Below are 18,197 nucleotides of genomic sequence, written 5' to 3'. Positions count from 1 at the left end.
TTTTTTCTTAACTCTATGGCTATACATCATCGTGATGTTTTATTATAATTATACATATAACTAAACAATTTTATGGATCTAAATACTTTGTATCATACATATAACAAATCTTTTTCCAAAGGAGGTTTTTATGCTTCAAAAATTCGAGAAAAACCAACGCAGTTATTTTCGCATATATTTTAATAATCCTTTATGTGCAACTATGACTATAGCTCTAGTTAATAAAAAGCCAGTAAATACAGGTAGAACAAGAGTATGTATAGAAGATATAAGTGCCAGTGGCCTGAGATTTATATCTAATATGAAAATGCCAATATCTGAAGGTATTATTTTAGACTTTCAAACAGATATATTGGACCAATCAAAGCAATTTTCAGGATTTATTGTAAGACGACAAGCGCTCAAGGAAGATATTTGGGAATATGGAGTTCAGTTTATAGCAGTTGATAAAACTAGCAGTCAATATTTAGAAACTTTCAACAAACTATCAATTAAAATTAGAAAAAACTATAATATTCAAGACTGTAGCTTTTGTGAAAGTGATAATCAAGAAGAATGCCTTAAATTTAGAATAAGGAATATAAATAAATAAAATCACATCTGCAATACCACTAAACAGATGCGATTTTTTTATTTATTGTTCTATTAAAGTTATATTAGTTTTCTTTTACATATGTTGCTACAATTTCACCATAATATAATACATGGTAATCATTATTGGTATAATACTTTTCTTTTATTTCATCACTTAATGTGCCTGGTTCCATTGCTTGCTTATATACAACCTTGCATTCATAATGCAACTCACATTCTCCGACTATAGGAGTAGATAGAACTTTTCCTTGCTCAGGTGTAAGCTCGCATTCTGTAAATTTATCTATATCTCTTCCTGATTTTGTACCACATATTCCTAGCTCTTCTTTTAAGTCTTTATTTAATGGAATACTTACAGTAAATTCTTTGGAGTTCTCAAGTAGTTCATATGTGTATCGACTATATCTTACTTCAACAGTAAATATGGGCTTACCCCATACTACACCAATGTTTCCCCAACCTATAGTCATCGTATTCACTTTATCTCCATCTTTTACAGTTAAAAAAGCACCTTTTTTTAGTTGTTCAAGCATCTCAGTTGAATACTCATTAAAATTTATATCTTTTTTCATGAAACCCCTCCTCGAAGCTTTGTTTAATCATAATACTAAAATTTATCCAATTATGTTCTTAATAAATAGTCTTATGACATCAGCTCCACCTATAGCTGTACCTAAAACACTACCAAGATTAGTTAATGCTACAACTAGAAGTATTCTAGTAACTTTATTTCTCCAAAAGCCTTTTATTGTAAATACGTCATCAGATAAATTTTGAAAATCTTCTACCTTTGGTTTTCTAATAAAAGCCTCAACTATACCCGAAAACCAACCTGCCGCTAGAGCTGGATTTAGAGAACTTATTGGTGAAACTACAAAAGCTGTAAGAATTGATAATGGATGTCCCAAGGCAATTAAAGCACCTAATGAAGAAAGTGATCCATTCCATAATACCCAACTAATTGTTTGATCTATTCCAGTATTTCTATTCGTATAAAATGTATATCCAATGATACTGAGAATTATGATAGGAATCATCCAACCTATAATCTTTCCAACTTTTGATTTCGGTGGAACCTTTGTTAAATCTCCTAAATTCTGATCTTTAAGTATTTCCTCCTTAATTCCAGGCACGTGTCCTGCACCTAAAACTGCAACTATTTTTTTTCCTGGAGCAGTTTTTATTTTATGGGATAGGTACTTATCTCTCTCATCAATTAATGCATTTTTAAGCTTTGGAAATGAGTCCCCCAATTCACTGAGCATTGATGTTAGCATATCTTCTGTTTTTAATTTTTCTAATTCTTCTTCTGTAATCTCTTCGTCACTAAAGATACTGAAAAACAACTCAAAAAAAAGCTTTATTTTTCCCCAAAAATTAATTCCTCGCCACACTCTAGTAAAGGTAATATTTATATCTCTATCTGCTAAAACTAGATTCGCATCTATATCTTCAGCTGACTGAATACCTTGAATCATCTCTTGTCCTGGATTTATACCAAACTGTTTTGCCATTCTTTTTTGAAAGGATGACATTACTAAATTGACTAATAATAGTAACGCTTTATTTTCCTTTACTACTTTAAATATATCCATGTCTTTCCATTTCTGACCTTCTCGTATTGACTTATATCTCTGTTTATCTAATTCAATACAAACTGAATCAGGCTGTTCTTCTTCTATTACTTGTTTTACTTGTTCCGCACTTTTCTTTGATACATGGGCAGTTCCTATCAAAATTATTTCTTTATCCTCAATATGTACTCTATGTATATTTTGATCTTCCATACAATTCCCTCTTTTCTGTAATAAAAATAAAAACTAAAGTCAATATAAAGTATATCACAATATTATTTTTCTATCTATTTTATTTAAAGATGTAAAAACCTTAAAAATAAAATATATCATATTTAATATTTCACTATAAAATTTACTTATTTAACTGCTTCTTCTAGCTGTTCATATAACTGATTTACACCCCACCACCATCTTTTATCTTCAGCATATTTTCTATTAATCCATTTAAATGAGTTAACGTCATTAGGTTTATTCTTAAGCAAGTTACATATAGTCCTAGCTGCTATCTCTGATGAGTCTTTTATATTTGTATTATATTTAACCCAACTCCCAAATACATTAAAAGGATTATTAGCTATCTCTTCAGCATGTTCATGGTCAATAGGAACAAAAGACTGTTCTTGACCTGTTATGGCAAATAATACATTTGGATTTAAACCGAATTCCTCTGCAGTATCAATTAAACTAGAAAAATAAGGCTCTTGATATAGTATAGAATTTCTTGACTTAAGATATTTCTTTAGTTTCTCCCTATCTATTACCTTGTATCTCAGTTCATCTGGAATATGTAGGTAGTAAGAGTCTTCACTTAAATGGAAATCACTAGGTTTATATTCAATAATTTCTGGTTTCATAATATTTCTATTCTGATAAGATAAATCTATATAATCACTCTTATTATTTCCAAATAATCGTAACTTAAAAAATGAATCAGTATTTAAATGTTTACTAAATATCATTAAAGTAAACACTAGGGATATACTAGCAGCTATTATTATTTTTTTATCTTTATTTTCAACTAATGATGTTAACGAATAACAGATTTTTTCTTTTAAATAATTATAGTACTTTTTAAATACACTAATGATATCATTGCTATAAGTTGTATCTACTGCACATGCAATATATTCACTTATATCTTCTTTTCTAACAAAATTCTGTATATTGCTGTTAATCCAAGATGTAAGACTTTCCAGAAACTCTTCTGTATTATCTTGAAGCTCAGAACAAATAAATAAGACATCTGATTTATCTATTATCCCCTTATCTTGATAAATAAATATCTCCACTAGCTTTTTCTTGATTGCTTCTTTATGCTCTTTACTAAATCCATTTAAATTATTGTCTATAGATTTATATATATAACGAGATAACAAAGAAGCCCGTTTACCAATATCAGTATTAGGATATTCTTGTTCAATATGTTCTCTTAGTTTAGAAATATCATCCTGACTAAGAATCTTTTTTTCCTTAAGTTCATTAACTAAAGATTCCATACGTTATCACCCTATATAGATTTAGATTAGTCATTATTTGATAATTCTACATAGGTTAGTGAATTCCTTTAAATTGACAAAAACATCCATGGATTTATCCACGGATGTAAGTTTAAAAGACCTTATATTAATATTAACTTTAGATTAAAATATTAGTTTTCAACTATCTGTATTTTTATTTCTTATTACGACTAAAACCAATAATAACCAATCCAAGTATAATTATTGATATAATAACCATATTTATTCTTGAGAAACTAACTTTTGTCATTCCAAGAAGCTCTCTAATAATAGCTGCTGGAAGAATTTTAGTTCTTTCTATTCCAATAATAATTATAGTAAAAACTATCATTAGAATAGTATTAATAAAAGCAAATTTAAAGCTTAATATTTCGTCTATATTAAATCTATTGATTTTCTCAAATAAAATAAATACTATAAAAGCAATTATAATGGTTATCGGAATAATGATTCCTATATTTATCCTCATTTCTAACCATTTATTTTGAAATGCTAACACAGAAAATATAATTCCCCATAAAAAACTATTGTATAAGATATTAAAGTATTTCATGTTAACCCTCCATATAACTACTAATAAGGTACGGCATTATTCGCCGTACCTTATCATTAATTTTTATTCAGCTAACTTAAACGTTACTGTTACTTTAGTTCCATCTTCAGGTAAAACTTCTTTATTTCCATAAAACTTAACTGTGTCAGATTCTCCACTGCCATAACTATTATCACTTGTAATACCTACAGCACAACTATCAAGGCATAAAACACATCCGGTATTTTTAGACTTTGCCCTCTCAAGATTTCCACCGAATCTAATATCCATTGGTCTAGGATCACTAGAAGTGATTATATCACTAAAAGGAATTTCCTTACCTAATCCTTCCCAAGTTACAGTTACATCTAATTTATCTCCTTCAACCTTCTCTCCACTTCCTACGTCCTCTAAAGTAATGTTATTACCTGCTTGTGCTCCAATATCTATTAAAGCTTGATAAAATTCCTTTTCATCAGCTAATCCTCTTAAAACTGATTTTTCACCATTTGAACCACCTTCAAATACTATTCCATGTCTTGTTGGCTCCGTAAAATATTTAGCATTAACCTCTGTTACTATTTCCACTTCTTTTGATTCTTTGTTAACTTTTAGCATTTCAGCTGAATTATTATTGCCAGTATCTTTATCAGAAGAACAAGCAATTAATGTTGCTGCTACTATCACTAATGATATAAGTAAGATTGCTGTTTTTTTCATTATATTCCTCCTAAAGCTCGTTATTTTATACTTTATACCTACCACCTAATAATTATATTATTGTTTTGAGTATTAATCTAATAAGTTTTATTTATATCAAAGTATATAAGTATTAATTTTTTCTATGATAATTTTTTTAAAAGTTTAGCTTAATTTAATTTGGTACTTTAGTACCTTGTTTTAGATTTTTTTATGTTATAAAATATATTGTATAGTAAAAAATTGGAATATGTTGTGGAGGTGCTAAAGTGAGTACTCGAAAGGCAAAAATAACACATTTGTTTCACAGTAGCTTTTTAGTTGAAACTGAAAATCATACTTTAATCTTTGACTATTTCGATTACACCTGTCATCACATTATAAACTCTAGTAAAATTTTAACCTCGGATTTCTTCAATAATAGAAAAAACGTTTATGTATTTGTGAGTCATAGTCATAAGGATCATTTTGATCCAGAAATATTTCAGTGGAAGGAATCAAATCCTGACATTAGATATATATTAAGTAATGACGTAGAATTAAATGAACAAATATCTGATACTTACTTTGTAAGTAAAAATGAGGAAACCAAAATAGATAGCTTGAAAATTAATACATATGGTTCAACTGATTTGGGCGTATCTTTTTTAATAGAAGTTGATGGGTTGATAATATTTCATAGTGGAGATTTAAATTGGTGGCATTGGCAAAATGATAGTAAAGAAACGCAATCAAAAGAGGAAAAAGATTTTAAATCAGAAGTTGACAAACTAATAGGTAAAAAAATAGATATGGCATTTGTTCCAGCTGATCCTAGACTCCAAGAATTTTATTATCTTGCATGTAAATATTTTATTGAAACCATAAAACCAAAAGTACTATTTCCTATGCATTTCAGTGATAAATTTAATATACCAAAAAAGCTATCTAAGAAGCTTCAGCATTTAGACACTAATATTGCAGTAATAACTGAAAAGAATAAAGAGTTTTTATATAAAAAATAAAAAACCGTGTAGATATTTTTTATCTATCACGGTTTCTTTTCACTATGAAAAATTTATATTCCAAATAAACTTAAGTATTCTACTTGTTTAATATCAAGTTAACTCGTTATACCTTATCAATTTTTATGATTAGTCATTTTCTTGTTAAATGTTTAATAGCTTAATTCTTAGCCTTTGATTGGGAAAACTTCCTTTTTACTTCTAATACCTTTCCACAGGACAACCTTCCTTCCTTACATTTACCATTAACACATGAAGGAAGAGCCTTCTCATATAATGTATCCGACAATGTTCTTAAAATCATTAGCTTCTTTGTTGATAAATCTCTAATTTCCCATTGAGCATTTAGACATATTCTCTCCGAAAGCATATTTATATCCATTCTAGCATTTGATGAAATGATTATTTTAATTTGATCTGCATTTAATAGGAAATATAGCGCTTTATCAAATCCATATTTTTCATAAATATATATCCTAAAATCCTTTATCTTATCAATTAAATTTAAGTACTCATTATTAAATTTAGATTCTCTTATGGTTGGTGGACTTACAGCTAGACGTTCTTTGTCTTTAATCAAGTTTACAAGTGGTTCTCTATGATTGTTTGTAAGTCTATGCCTCACCTGCTGATGGTATGTTACTAGACTACACATCATTCCAAATGTCGTTCTTGCTTGTTCTGCAATACTATCGTGTCCATAACCTAGTACCCTCTTAGCAACATTCTTTGCCTTTGTCTTAGCTTCATCTTTCCATATTTCAATGGTCTCAGATGGGGTTCTTTTTTGAGTACTTGTTAAGGCTCCCAATCCTACTTTTAAATCTAAGTCTTCAAATGAATTAACTAATATCATATTGTTATCTTCATCTATTTTATTAAAATCATCAATATAGAATGATTCTGAAATATTAATTATTTCTGAATTAGTATTTTTTTGATTATGTAAAACACTTAATATGTTGGAAGGTATATATTTTTCTAATTCCTTGGAAAAGTCATAAAATATTGATGAGTATGCTTCATCTTGTATAAGAGAATATAAATCTATTAATTTATCTCCCGTCATAGCACAAAATAGATTTGTTTTTGTTGATATAGGTAAAATATATCTGGCATCCTCAATGGGTATACCGTATTTATAATTTTCATTTTTAGGTCTCCCTTTAAAGTCACCGTCTTTTAATTGTGACATATCAGAATATAGTCTAAAAAGCTTATCTACTAACTCCTTTGCCTTATTAGTATCCTCTTCTTCTAATTCAGGTAAGTCATAGGCATTTTCACCCATGGTTACGTATCTTTGACTCTGTTGAACATATGAATCCTTTAATTCACAAAGAAGCATACTTTGTATCCTATTTACTTTTTCAGCTACAAAGGATATATTAACAGTCTTTAAAACTTCACTTAACACGTTATCATCTAAATTAAGATGTCTATTTTTTTCTATCCATTGTTCAACTCTATCTAAGCCTGTATTATCAAAGTTAGTTATTCTCACTATTTATCCCCCTTATAGATTTGTTTATAATATAATTATAACATGACATATATTTTCACCAGATAAACAAAATATACATCTCTCACTATATATAAGCTTCATACGATACCATCAAAATCGTATCATACATACTTTTTACAAAAGTATTGTTTTTCTTATAAAGTATATCATACTTTGAAATTAGTAAAATGAAAAATATCAAAAATATATATTTATAAAAATCCATCAGAAAAAGGCTATCGATTATATTTTCCAATAGCCTTAATATGTTTATTTAGAATATTTTCTATAAAAGAATTCTTCATTCGAAGAAATTAAATATGAAAATTTTATTTGAAAATATATTTAAGTTGTAACTATGAAATTTACTCATTCAAAAAAGCATAAAATAATTTATTTCCGTTTTTTACGTAGTTTTCTGAAAAAATCTGTCATTATAGAAGAGCATTCCTCTTCTAACACTCCCCATTGTACTTGAGCTTGATGATTAAATTTTTCATTTTGTGTTATATCAATTATAGAGCCACAACTTCCCATTTTAGGGTCTTTTGCACCTACTACCACTCTATCTATCCTTGAGTTAATAATAGCTCCTGCACACATAGGACATGGCTCTATGGTTACATATAATGTACATCCTATTAAACGCCATCCTCCTATATTTTTACTAGCTTCCCTTATTGCTATCATCTCAGCATGGGTAGTTGGATCTTTAGAGCTTTCTCGAATATTAAATCCTGAACCAATAATTTTATTTTCTTTAACTATAACAGCCCCTATTGGAACCTCATCTATATCATAAGCTTTATAAGCTTCATTAAGGGCCATTTTCATAAAATATTCATCCATATCGAATACCAACCTTCATAGTATTTTAAAAGTGTTTAAAATTCTTTCTAAACTTAATTAAGTAATATTAATTCAATACTAGTTTTATAAAATTGCTTTTGATTAGAAGTAATAGTTTTATATTAAATTTCTTATGAATTATATATTTATTTTTAATAAAAACTAATATATTTATTCCATAAATTACCAAATGTTAATGGAGTAAATCTTCATTAAAACTATAATATATTTTTTCTTTAGTTAATAAAAAATCTTCCTTATAAGGAAGATTTAAATAATGGTGCACCCGGGAGGATTCGAACCCCCGGCACATGCCTTAGGAGGGCACTGCTCTATCCTACTGAGCTACGGGTGCAAATATAATATTCACTAGATATATATTTTAATTTATTTTATCATAATTGTCAAATATTCTGTTACTTATTATTTACTATCACCTAGAAATTCTATTCTTAAAAACATATTTAGTCTATTTCACTTTCCAAATTAGTTTAACCATATCTATATCAAATTAATCAATAAGTATTAAAAAGCTATGATTTTATAGTTATAGAAATCATAGCTTTTCTGCTATCATTATTCAAATTTTTCTATTCTAAGAAATTGTATATTCATAAATCAAATATAGTCTTACAAGATATGATTTTAGACAAAAATCACCTATTTAGCCACTTTTTTATTCTTAATAATATTTGAATCATACAGGTATCATCTTATACAGAGTTTTAATTATACAATTTCCTCATTTATTCTATTTTCCATATAAGAATTCATCAACTAAAGGTTCAAAGTCTTGACCAGTTATTTCTTCACATACTTCTACAAAATCATCAGTAGTAGCATTTAAAAACTTATATTTATTATAATATTCATTCAGAATCCTATACAATGTCTCTTCACCATATCTCTCTTCTATTTCATGAATAAACATTGCACCTCTATTATATGCTAATGCTCCATAGTCGTCCCAATTTGTAAATTCACTCAATTTTTTTAAAACCACTTTATCCGTTAAACTGTTGGCGATGGAATTATAGCTATTTTCCGTACTACTCTTATAATAGGTTTCAGCAGTATCATCACCATATTTCTCATCTGCATATATAACTTCAGAGTAAGATGTTATTGACTCATCTAGCCAAGCTTCATCTACCTCATCATTACCAACTAAGCTATACCACCATTGATGCCCAGTTTCATGCACTATAACAGTTTCTAAGTATCCTTTATATGTGTTATTATAATATTTTTCTCCTATGAACACTATTCCTGGATACTCCATTCCACTTGGAAAACTAGTGGCTACAACAGAATATTGTCCATATGGATATTTACCAAATACGCGATTGAAAATCTCAATTGAATTGAAAGCTGCCTCTGCAGCATAATTATTAATGCTTTCATTATCTTTTAATACATATACCTGAACAAGTGTACCATCAACATCCTTTTCAATAACTTTAAAATCTTTACTTGCTACCCAAGCAAAGTCCCTCATCAACTTTGCTTCTATATTCCAAATTTTACTATCACCTTGAACTTTTTCTGAAGTGATATTGCCTGATGATGCAATTTTTATATCTTTAGGAGCCTTTATTGTAACATTATAATTACTTGTATCACTGTAGAAAGGATCTCCTATACTGTAGTATGGATCTAGATTCCATCCTTCATCATCATATACTGCAGCAATTGGATACCAGTTACCAAAATTAAAGGTATTTTGTCCATATCCAAATCTATCTTGTGCAGAAGGCAACTTGACTGTATATTTCATGCTGATTTCTACACTCTTTTTTGGCTCTAGATTTGATATTAAAGGTATCTTTAATATTGTTTCACCAGTTCCACTCGTCTCAAAGTTTGTTATTGATTCTTGATTAATTGACACTTCACTTATATCAATATACCCTGAATCAAACCCATTTGGAAATGCTGATTCAAAACTATCAAATAAAAATGGAGCTGTCTCTTTTTTTCTAAAGGTATTCGGATATAAGTGAAAATATATCTCTTCTAGTGACACATCTTCATTATTTATATATCTTATCTTTTGTTCAGCAGTATAAGTTTTTGAATCTGGATTAAATTCTAAACTTATATCATAATTATTTAATTCATCCATTTTTAATCCATTATAATCGTCTATTAATAGAGTGGAGTAAATTTTGCCGCTTTCATTATTTAATGTACTCTCATCATCATTATTAAGATTTTCATCACCATTTAACTGGTTTTCTGTTGTACAACCAGAGATTGATAAGATAATAATTAATGATAGGACTATCATTAGAATCTTCTTTCTAATAAACATTTATTTCACCTCCTGAAATCATAGCAATACCTTTTATTATTTACATTTAGATTATTAAAATTCTTGTTAATTTATTACTTAATTCTTTCTATTCCACCAAAATATGGTCTTAAAACTTCAGGAATCAATACAGAACCATCTTCTTGTTGATAATTTTCTAGTATTGCGGCTGTAGTTCTTCCTACAGCTAATGCTGATCCATTTAATGTATGAACAAACTCAGGCTTTCCTGTATCTTCACTTCTATATCTAATATTTGCTCTTCTAGCTTGGTAATCTTCAAAATTACTACATGATGATATTTCAACATATCTATTGTAGCTAGGCATCCATACTTCTATATCGTATGTCTTGGCTGATGAAAAACCTAAATCTCCAGTACAAAGTTCAACCACTCTATATGGTATTTCTAAAAGCTGTAATATTTTTTCTGCATTTTCTGTAAGCTTTTCTAATTCAGTATAAGATTCTTCTGGTTTCACTAGCTTTACTAATTCAACTTTATCAAATTGGTGATTTCTTATTAATCCTCTTGTATCTCTACCTGCTGAACCTGCCTCTTGTCTAAAGCAAGGAGTGTAAGCTGTAAAATACTTAGGTAGGTCTTCCTCTGATAATATTTCATCTCTATGTATATTAGTTACTGGCACTTCAGCTGTTGGTACCAAGAAGAAGTCTTTACTTGGAATATTAAATGCATCCTCTTCAAACTTTGGTAATTGTCCTGTTCCAGTCATGCTATCCCTATTAACCATAAATGGAGGCGATACTTCAGTGTATTTATGATCCATGGTGTGAGTATTTAACATGAAATTTATTAAGGCCCTTTCTAGTGTTGCACCAAGTCCTTTAAACAAAGTAAATCTAGCACCGGCCAACTTTGTAGCCCTTTCAAAATCTAGTATATCAAGATCCACACCTATATCCCAATGAGCTTTAGTTTCAAATTCAAATTCTCTAATATCTCCCCATTTTCTTATTTCTACATTATCTTCATCACTGTCTCCAACATTAACCTCTGGATTTGGAGTATTAGGTATAGTTAACAACATATTATTTAACTCTTCTTCTATTTCTTTTAACTTAGGATCCATATCCTTAATTGATTGAGATAACTCCTTCATCTCTTTTAAAATATTAGATATGTCTTTACCTTCTTTTTTCAATTTAGGTATTTCTTTAGATACTGAGTTCTGCTTTGCTTTCATTTCTTCTACTTCCATTATTAATTGTCTTCTTTTTTCATCTAGTCCAACTATAGTATCAATATTAAAGTCTCCACCTCTTTTTGCTAGTAGTTCCTTAACTTCTTCTGGATTCTGTCTAATTTTTTTAATATCTAGCATTTTTAATCCTCCTTAATCTTTTATATCATTATTATTTATTGCTTAGTTTTATAAATACAAAAAACCCTCGTACCTAAATAATTAGGGACGAGAGATACCCGCGTTGCCACCCTAGTTAATCACAATGTGATTCACTTATTGTAATATATCCCTTACAAGGTTTACCTATTCGGTAAAAAGCTCAAGGACAGATTCAATAAACTATTTACACTAGTTTTCACCAAACACTAGCTCTCTGAAGAAATTAGCTTATCTACTATTTCCCTTCATTGCATTTCTAATATTTATTTTGAAAGAATTATAGCATATTAGTTACTTTTTTACAAGTATTCTAAATTTATTTAACTGACAAAGTTACATATTTAGTACTTAAATATGTTTTTGGAAAATTAATTCTCAGATTAAAACAACTTATAAAGTCATTTTTTCCTTTAATTAAATAGTAAACCGGAGTCACGAGAATATAATCTTGCATAAAATTTTAATATGCAATTTCATCAAATAATAGAGTCTTGATGATATAATCTTACATTAGATATTGATATATACTTTCCTAGACTAAAAACTTATTTTTTAGTTTCTATATATAATGTAAACAGTATACATCTTAATAATAATTATTATATTTAGTCAATTATTATATACCTAATAATTAAATTTTTCTGTATATCTTACATTTATATGTTAATAATATAAATATTAACATATTTAAGGGGGATTTGATGTGAATGAACTAGAAATATTAGCCAAGTTAGGTGATATGAAGGAAGTAGATTATAGAAATACCTTAGCATTAGCAAGTATTATAGAAGTTCTCGTAGACAAGGGAGTAATAAATAGAAGAGATATAGCTACTAAAGCCAAGGAACTTGATTCAATGTCCATAGAAGATATAAGATTAAGAAGGATGAGATAATCCTATGTATATGCATAGGATTTTTTTATATCAATAATTATTGTCCTAGTATATAAATTAAATTAGTTACATGTCTACCATCAAACATAATTTAGCATAAGAATTCATTATATATTTCCTTAATTAAGTAAAATTTAAAGGAGTAGTCCACCAAGACTACTCCTTTTTATATTATTTTATTCGTCAATATTATCATCAGAGTAATAATTATCTAACTGTCCTAATATTTCTTCAAGCTGATTGATATACTCGCCATATTCTGACCAATTACCTTCTCTTGAAGCCTCTTTAGCTTGATTAAATAATTGATTAGCTTTTTGAATAATACTTTTTACATTTTCATCTTCTACATCTGTATCAATATCATCTATTACCCCACTGTCGTCTTTCTCTTGGTCTACTTGACCAAATATTTGAGAAAGCGCCCTATCTAAGGTCTCCTCCATCACTATTCTATCTTCATATGCTACTATAACTCGTTTAACCTCAGGTAAACTATTCTCATTGTCAGCCTTCAAGTATATTGGCTCAACATATAATAGAGAATCTTCTACAGGTATTGTTATTAGATTTCCCCTTAATACGGTTGAACCCTTTTGATCCCATAATGAAAGCTGTGGTGAAATATTTGAATCCTGATCTATTCTTGATTCTACCTGCATTGGACCTCTAATATTCTTACTTTTTGGAAACTTATACAATATTAGTTGTCCATAATTTGCACCATCATTCCTACCTACAAATAGGGCAGTCATATTATCCTTATTATTTGGTGTATATGGTACAGTTAATAAGAATTCTGCTTTTTCTTCTTCTGGAAGCTTGACCATAACATAATTTGATTCGACATTTAGAATATCTTCCATATATTTTTCTTGTGCAATAGCCCAATAATCTTCCCTTGCAAAGAATACTTCAGGATTATTCATATGATATGCTCTATATATATTTGATTGAATATCAAATAAATGATGAGAATATCTTAAATGCTCTTCAATACCTACTGGCATATCTTCCTTACTTGAAAATAAATCTGGAAAAATATTTTTATAGGTCATAATTACTGGGTCATTTTCATCCATTACATAATATTTAGCATCTCCATTATAGGCGTCAATAACTATTTTAACCGAATTTCTAATATAATTTATTCCTTTGCTATTATATGGTTGAGAATAAGGATATCTTTGACTAGCAGTATAACCCTCTATTATCCAATATAGTTTTCCATCTTCCTGATTTACAACTAAATATGGATCATCGTCATATTGTATAAACGGAGCTATTTTCCTTACTCTGTCAGCAATATTCCTATTTAATACGATTCTACTATCCGATGTTATATTTCCTGATATTAAAAGCTTTAAGTCTCTTTGCTTTATTGAGAATAATAATTTGTTTAATCCATTTAGCTTTATACCTGCAGTTCCTTTATAGGTAGTATATGCATTACTTGAGCCTTGTGGATAATCGAATTCTTCTTCATCAGTATTTAAGATAACATAATTATTGGTCATTTCACCAAAATATATTTCTGGACGATTTATAACTAAATTAGTATCAGTTTTAGGTGGTATATCCTTAACCAAAAGCTCTGGTTGACCTTCAGATGTCACAGAATTAACTGGTGATAATGTAAATCCATATCCATGTGTATACTTTAAATGCAAGTTAATCCAGTTTTGAGCTTGCGAATCTAACTCTTTTTGATCTAATTCTCTTGCAGATAAAAATACTTGAGTATACTCATCATTTATAGTATATCTTCCAACATCAATATCATTAAATTTATAATATGGTCTTATTCCTTGAAGTTGAAAATATACTTGTTTTATTGGTCTGTAATCGTTTATTCTAATATTTTTTATAGTTTCTTGATTTTCTAATAAATCTTCTTTTGTTAAGTTTTGTTCTACTGGAAAATCCTTCTCTACAACATCTTCTAATCCATAGGCCTTTTGAGTATATTCAATATTATGAGCTAGATATGGTAATTCCTTAGATATTTGATCTGGCTCAACTATATATTTTTCTACTGCAACACCAGCTAAACCGCCAATAATTGATACGACTATCATAATTACTGGACCTGTTAAAGCTAGCTTTATATTTTTCTTCAATACTCCTATTAAGAATCCTATTCCTGAAACTAATGCACCTATTGCCATTATTCTATACAACCATAGAGAAACATGTACATCTGTATAGCTTGCACCAAATACTTCTCCTCGCGTTGAGTAAAGTAAATCATAGGCTCTTAAATAATAGTTTATAGCAATTATTATAAATATCATTAACCCTGATATTCCTATTTGAAACCATGCTCTTTTAAAAAGCTTCTTGTTAAAAATTTTATTAATATTTACTTTTCCATTATTAGCAAATTCATTAAAATCAAAAACATTTTCTGCTTCATTTTTAGGTCTCCTCAATGTAATTAAGACTAAATAAAATACTACTGTTGATATTATGAAAAGGAATATTATTAATAATAATATATTCATAATATCCTTTATTAAAGGAAGTTTAAATATGTAGAAAGATAAATCTTTATTAAAGATTGGATCATTCGTATTAAACTTAGTTGAGTTTATAAATTGTAAAATGCTAAACCATAAATTCCCAGAAATTATGGAAGATACAAAAAACGATAGAAGGGCTGATATTAATCCAAGAAAAACATTAAGCTTCCTCTCTCCTTTTTTATCAGGCATAATTCCAACATCTTTATAGTACCTCTTCTTAATAAATAGTAGATACCCTATCATTAGTCCAAATAGTATAAGAAAAGCTGGGATACCTATCTTGAACTGTGTAACTAACTTTGTTAAAAAAGTTTTAGTATATCCTAATTCATTAAACCACTTATAATCAGTAACAAATTCAATAATACTAGAAAATGAACTGATTATAAATATAACAATTATTATTCCAACTGCAGTAATATATTTAGTTTTTCTATTCAAATAAACATCTCCTCTCTATTTACAAAAATTGGTTAGCTTTATGTTTATTACATTATATTATACTACCCAATTATACTTTTTTCAAACTTTGTTGAGCTTCTAGTATACTAATAAAGAGGCTACCCTACAATTAAAATAAATAATACTTTTTTTCAGCAATGTGTTAAAAATTTTATACTACAAAAAACTACTAACTATCAAAATGAAAAAATGATAGGTAGTAGCCTTTATTTTTTTATCTATTTATTTTTATTTATTATTTCTCTAATTAAATTATTTTCTAAAATATAGTTTGAGTAATCTGTTTTCTTAATAGCTTTTTCATAGCCTTCACGACAGTTCTCTATATCTATTGGCTCCTTTGTTATTAAGTTCCATGCCCTACTATTTTTAAAAATACCATCCTTTGACATAATAAATATTTTTTTATCATCTATAAATGACCCTTTAGGTACAAAATATTGTAAAGCTACAAACCCTTCTTTAGCATTATTTAAATCTTGACCAAACATTATCCCTTTATTATTTTTTAAACCTAGTAAGTTAATAATAGTAGGAAATAAATCAACATGACTTCCAACTATTGATTTATTTTCATTAATTCCAGTACCAGGTACATGAATAATTAATGGAACATTCATTGACTCATCAAAATCATAATTAACTCCAAGAAATTCTGTCATAATTTCTTTGTTGTCTTCTCTATTAGGAAAAAGGCCTGAATGATCACCATATATCATTATTAAAGAATTATCATATAATCCATTTTCTTTTAGTTCTACTATAAATTCACCTAAAGCTTCATCTGCATAATTTACTGACTGGATATAGTTTCCAAATAATGTATCTTCATGTTCTTCAGATAATTTTATTTTTTGTTTTTCTTCTGGTATTTCATAAGGATTATGACTAGATAATGTTATCATAAGTGAATAAAATGGTTTATTTATTTCACTAAGTTTTTTTATTGATTGATTATAAAATGATTTATCACCTATTCCTAATCCTATTGTGTTATCATCATTTAAATCTTCTATACTAATAAAATCATCAATTCCTTGATTAGGATACATAATATTTCTATTCCAAAATTCTTCTTTATATCCATGTAAAGCTATCGTTGAATATCCATTTTCCTTTAATAAATGAGGTAATGTATAGAAATTATTTTCCGTATATTTTTTATATACACTATATTTATATATTGGATACATAGAATTGTTTACAGTAAATTCAGCATCTGATGTATTCCCTGGCCCTACCTGTTGATAATAATTATTAAAATAAATACTATCATTATTTAATAATTTATTTAAATTTGGTGTTAATTCTTGACCTCTATACTTCCTATTAATTACAAAGTCCTGTAATGATTCAAATTGAATTATTATAACATTTCTATTTTTAGCAATACCGTGATATCTCCTTTTATCTGAGAGATATTCTTTATTATTTACTTCTTCTATGATTGTATCTAAATCATAGATATTAGTACTGGTTTCCTCAGTACTATCGGATATTATGTTAACTATATCATAAACATGGTAGCTATATACACCATGATCACTATAAGCATACATACTTTCTCCATTTATAAATGTTATATTAACTATAAAAGCTATAAGCATTATTATAACTACATATCTATTAATACGTTTAGATCTCCTGCTGTATGTGATGTTCCTTTTCTTCTTGCTTTTAAAGTATATTATTAGTGGTATTATATCTATTAGCATAATTAAATACATAGGATGTATCATAAAAGCTACACTGTTAGCAACAGATGGTACTAATTTAAGCAAAGGTATTAACCTAACTGAAGGTAAAAAACCAAAATGTTGATAATACATTAAATCAGCAAATAATATAAATGATATTATAGTATGTCCTATAATTATATATAAATTCCTCTTCTTGCCTTTAATCAGATTTAATAATCCATAGACAATCAATAGTGGAGGAATTACAGCTATAATAATTTCAAAATAATGTTGTGATTCTAGATATACATGTAAAATCATAGTCTTTACTAAAGAAATGCAAAATAAAATAAATATTTCTATCAGATCTATACGATTTCTACTCTCCATTATATTCCTCCTAACTTTAAAGCTTTACTTAATCATAGATACTATATATAGTAAACTTGTTCTGCTAAAGCAGAACATCAGACTTCAGATGGAGACTCTACTCCACTTTTTTATTTCAAGATTTTTTACTTCATGATAATCATATTTCTGCAGTATTATATTTTTTAAATATTTTCTAGTCTTCATACTAATTATGGTTTATTTTACATTATTTGTAAGGTTAAGGTCAAAAAAATAAAACAATCCAGCGACGACCTACTCTCCCAGGCAGTTACCCACCAAGTACCAT

The 18,197-nt window shown here is 28.0% G+C and carries 14 protein-coding genes, 1 tRNA gene and 1 other annotated feature; of the genes, 3 read left to right on the top strand and 12 right to left on the bottom strand.

The features are described from left to right. The first annotated feature begins 130 nt into the window (after positions 1–130). Positions 131–592 (top strand): PilZ domain-containing protein, encoded by a 462-nt coding sequence (locus tag JMO20_RS09680; protein WP_202709408.1) that lies wholly within the window; start codon positions 131–133, stop codon positions 590–592. 64 nt (positions 593–656) lie between these two features. Here JMO20_RS09680 and JMO20_RS09675 read toward each other — a convergent pair whose 3' ends face one another. From JMO20_RS09675 to JMO20_RS09655, 5 genes are all read right to left on the bottom strand, one after another. Then, the gene (locus JMO20_RS09675; protein WP_202709406.1) at positions 657–1,166 is read right to left on the bottom strand and encodes a flavin reductase family protein; all 510 of its coding nucleotides are present in this window, start codon (positions 1,164–1,166) and stop codon (positions 657–659) included. Between the two features lie 42 nt (positions 1,167–1,208). Then, on the bottom strand, positions 1,209–2,381 hold the full coding sequence (locus JMO20_RS09670) for a TraB/GumN family protein (protein WP_202709405.1): 1,173 nt from the start codon (positions 2,379–2,381) through the stop codon (positions 1,209–1,211). Between the two features lie 146 nt (positions 2,382–2,527). Continuing rightward, on the bottom strand, positions 2,528–3,667 hold the full coding sequence (locus JMO20_RS09665; RefSeq protein ID WP_202709403.1) for a hypothetical protein: 1,140 nt from the start codon (positions 3,665–3,667) through the stop codon (positions 2,528–2,530). A gap of 175 nt (positions 3,668–3,842) precedes the next feature. Next, complete coding sequence (locus tag JMO20_RS09660) at positions 3,843–4,241, bottom strand: hypothetical protein (protein WP_202709401.1); 399 nt, start codon at positions 4,239–4,241, stop codon at positions 3,843–3,845. Positions 4,242–4,304: 63 nt separating this feature from the next. Continuing rightward, complete coding sequence (locus JMO20_RS09655; RefSeq protein WP_202709399.1) at positions 4,305–4,940, bottom strand: YdjY domain-containing protein; 636 nt, start codon at positions 4,938–4,940, stop codon at positions 4,305–4,307. A 248-nt stretch (positions 4,941–5,188) separates the two neighbouring features. On the opposite strand from JMO20_RS09655, the gene JMO20_RS09650 reads away from it, so the two are divergent. Further along, positions 5,189–5,923 (top strand): MBL fold metallo-hydrolase, encoded by a 735-nt coding sequence (locus JMO20_RS09650; RefSeq protein WP_202709397.1) that lies wholly within the window; start codon positions 5,189–5,191, stop codon positions 5,921–5,923. A gap of 160 nt (positions 5,924–6,083) precedes the next feature. Here the strand turns inward: JMO20_RS09650 and JMO20_RS20605 are convergent, their stop codons facing one another. From JMO20_RS20605 to serS, 5 genes are all read right to left on the bottom strand, one after another. Next, positions 6,084–7,427, bottom strand: coding sequence for an FAD-dependent thymidylate synthase (locus tag JMO20_RS20605; RefSeq protein WP_202709396.1), 1,344 nt, complete (start codon positions 7,425–7,427; stop codon positions 6,084–6,086). A 393-nt stretch (positions 7,428–7,820) separates the two neighbouring features. Beyond that, positions 7,821–8,276 carry a tRNA adenosine(34) deaminase TadA gene (gene tadA / locus JMO20_RS09640; RefSeq protein ID WP_202709389.1) on the bottom strand — a complete coding sequence of 152 codons (456 nt, stop codon included), beginning with the start codon at positions 8,274–8,276 and terminating at the stop codon, positions 7,821–7,823. 278 nt (positions 8,277–8,554) lie between these two features. Beyond that, positions 8,555–8,631: transfer RNA gene (locus JMO20_RS09635), tRNA-Arg, on the bottom strand. A gap of 396 nt (positions 8,632–9,027) precedes the next feature. Continuing rightward, the gene (locus JMO20_RS09630; RefSeq protein ID WP_202709388.1) at positions 9,028–10,590 is read right to left on the bottom strand and encodes a M1 family metallopeptidase; all 1,563 of its coding nucleotides are present in this window, start codon (positions 10,588–10,590) and stop codon (positions 9,028–9,030) included. Between the two features lie 74 nt (positions 10,591–10,664). Then, entirely contained in the window at positions 10,665–11,936 is a 1,272-nt protein-coding gene (gene serS, locus JMO20_RS09625) for a serine--tRNA ligase (protein WP_202709386.1), read from the bottom strand. A gap of 80 nt (positions 11,937–12,016) precedes the next feature. Next, positions 12,017–12,215, bottom strand: a binding site (T-box leader). A 445-nt stretch (positions 12,216–12,660) separates the two neighbouring features. On the opposite strand from serS, the gene JMO20_RS09620 reads away from it, so the two are divergent. After that, positions 12,661–12,852 carry a hypothetical protein gene (locus JMO20_RS09620; RefSeq protein WP_202709384.1) on the top strand — a complete coding sequence of 64 codons (192 nt, stop codon included), beginning with the start codon at positions 12,661–12,663 and terminating at the stop codon, positions 12,850–12,852. Between the two features lie 176 nt (positions 12,853–13,028). On the opposite strand, the gene JMO20_RS09615 is transcribed toward JMO20_RS09620, so the two are convergent. Next, a complete protein-coding gene (locus JMO20_RS09615; protein ID WP_202709382.1) occupies positions 13,029–15,818 on the bottom strand; it encodes a UPF0182 family membrane protein in 2,790 nt (929 codons plus the stop codon). A 239-nt stretch (positions 15,819–16,057) separates the two neighbouring features. Beyond that, complete coding sequence (locus JMO20_RS09610) at positions 16,058–17,908, bottom strand: LTA synthase family protein (RefSeq protein ID WP_202709380.1); 1,851 nt, start codon at positions 17,906–17,908, stop codon at positions 16,058–16,060. Positions 17,909–18,197: the final 289 nt, after the last annotated feature.

It is taken from the genome of Sporosalibacterium faouarense (assembly GCF_016765695.1).
Lineage (GTDB): Bacteria > Bacillota > Clostridia > Tissierellales > VENL01 > Sporosalibacterium > Sporosalibacterium faouarense.
Note: the sequence above shows the minus strand (reverse complement) of the source record. Positions and strands in the feature narration are given on the sequence as shown.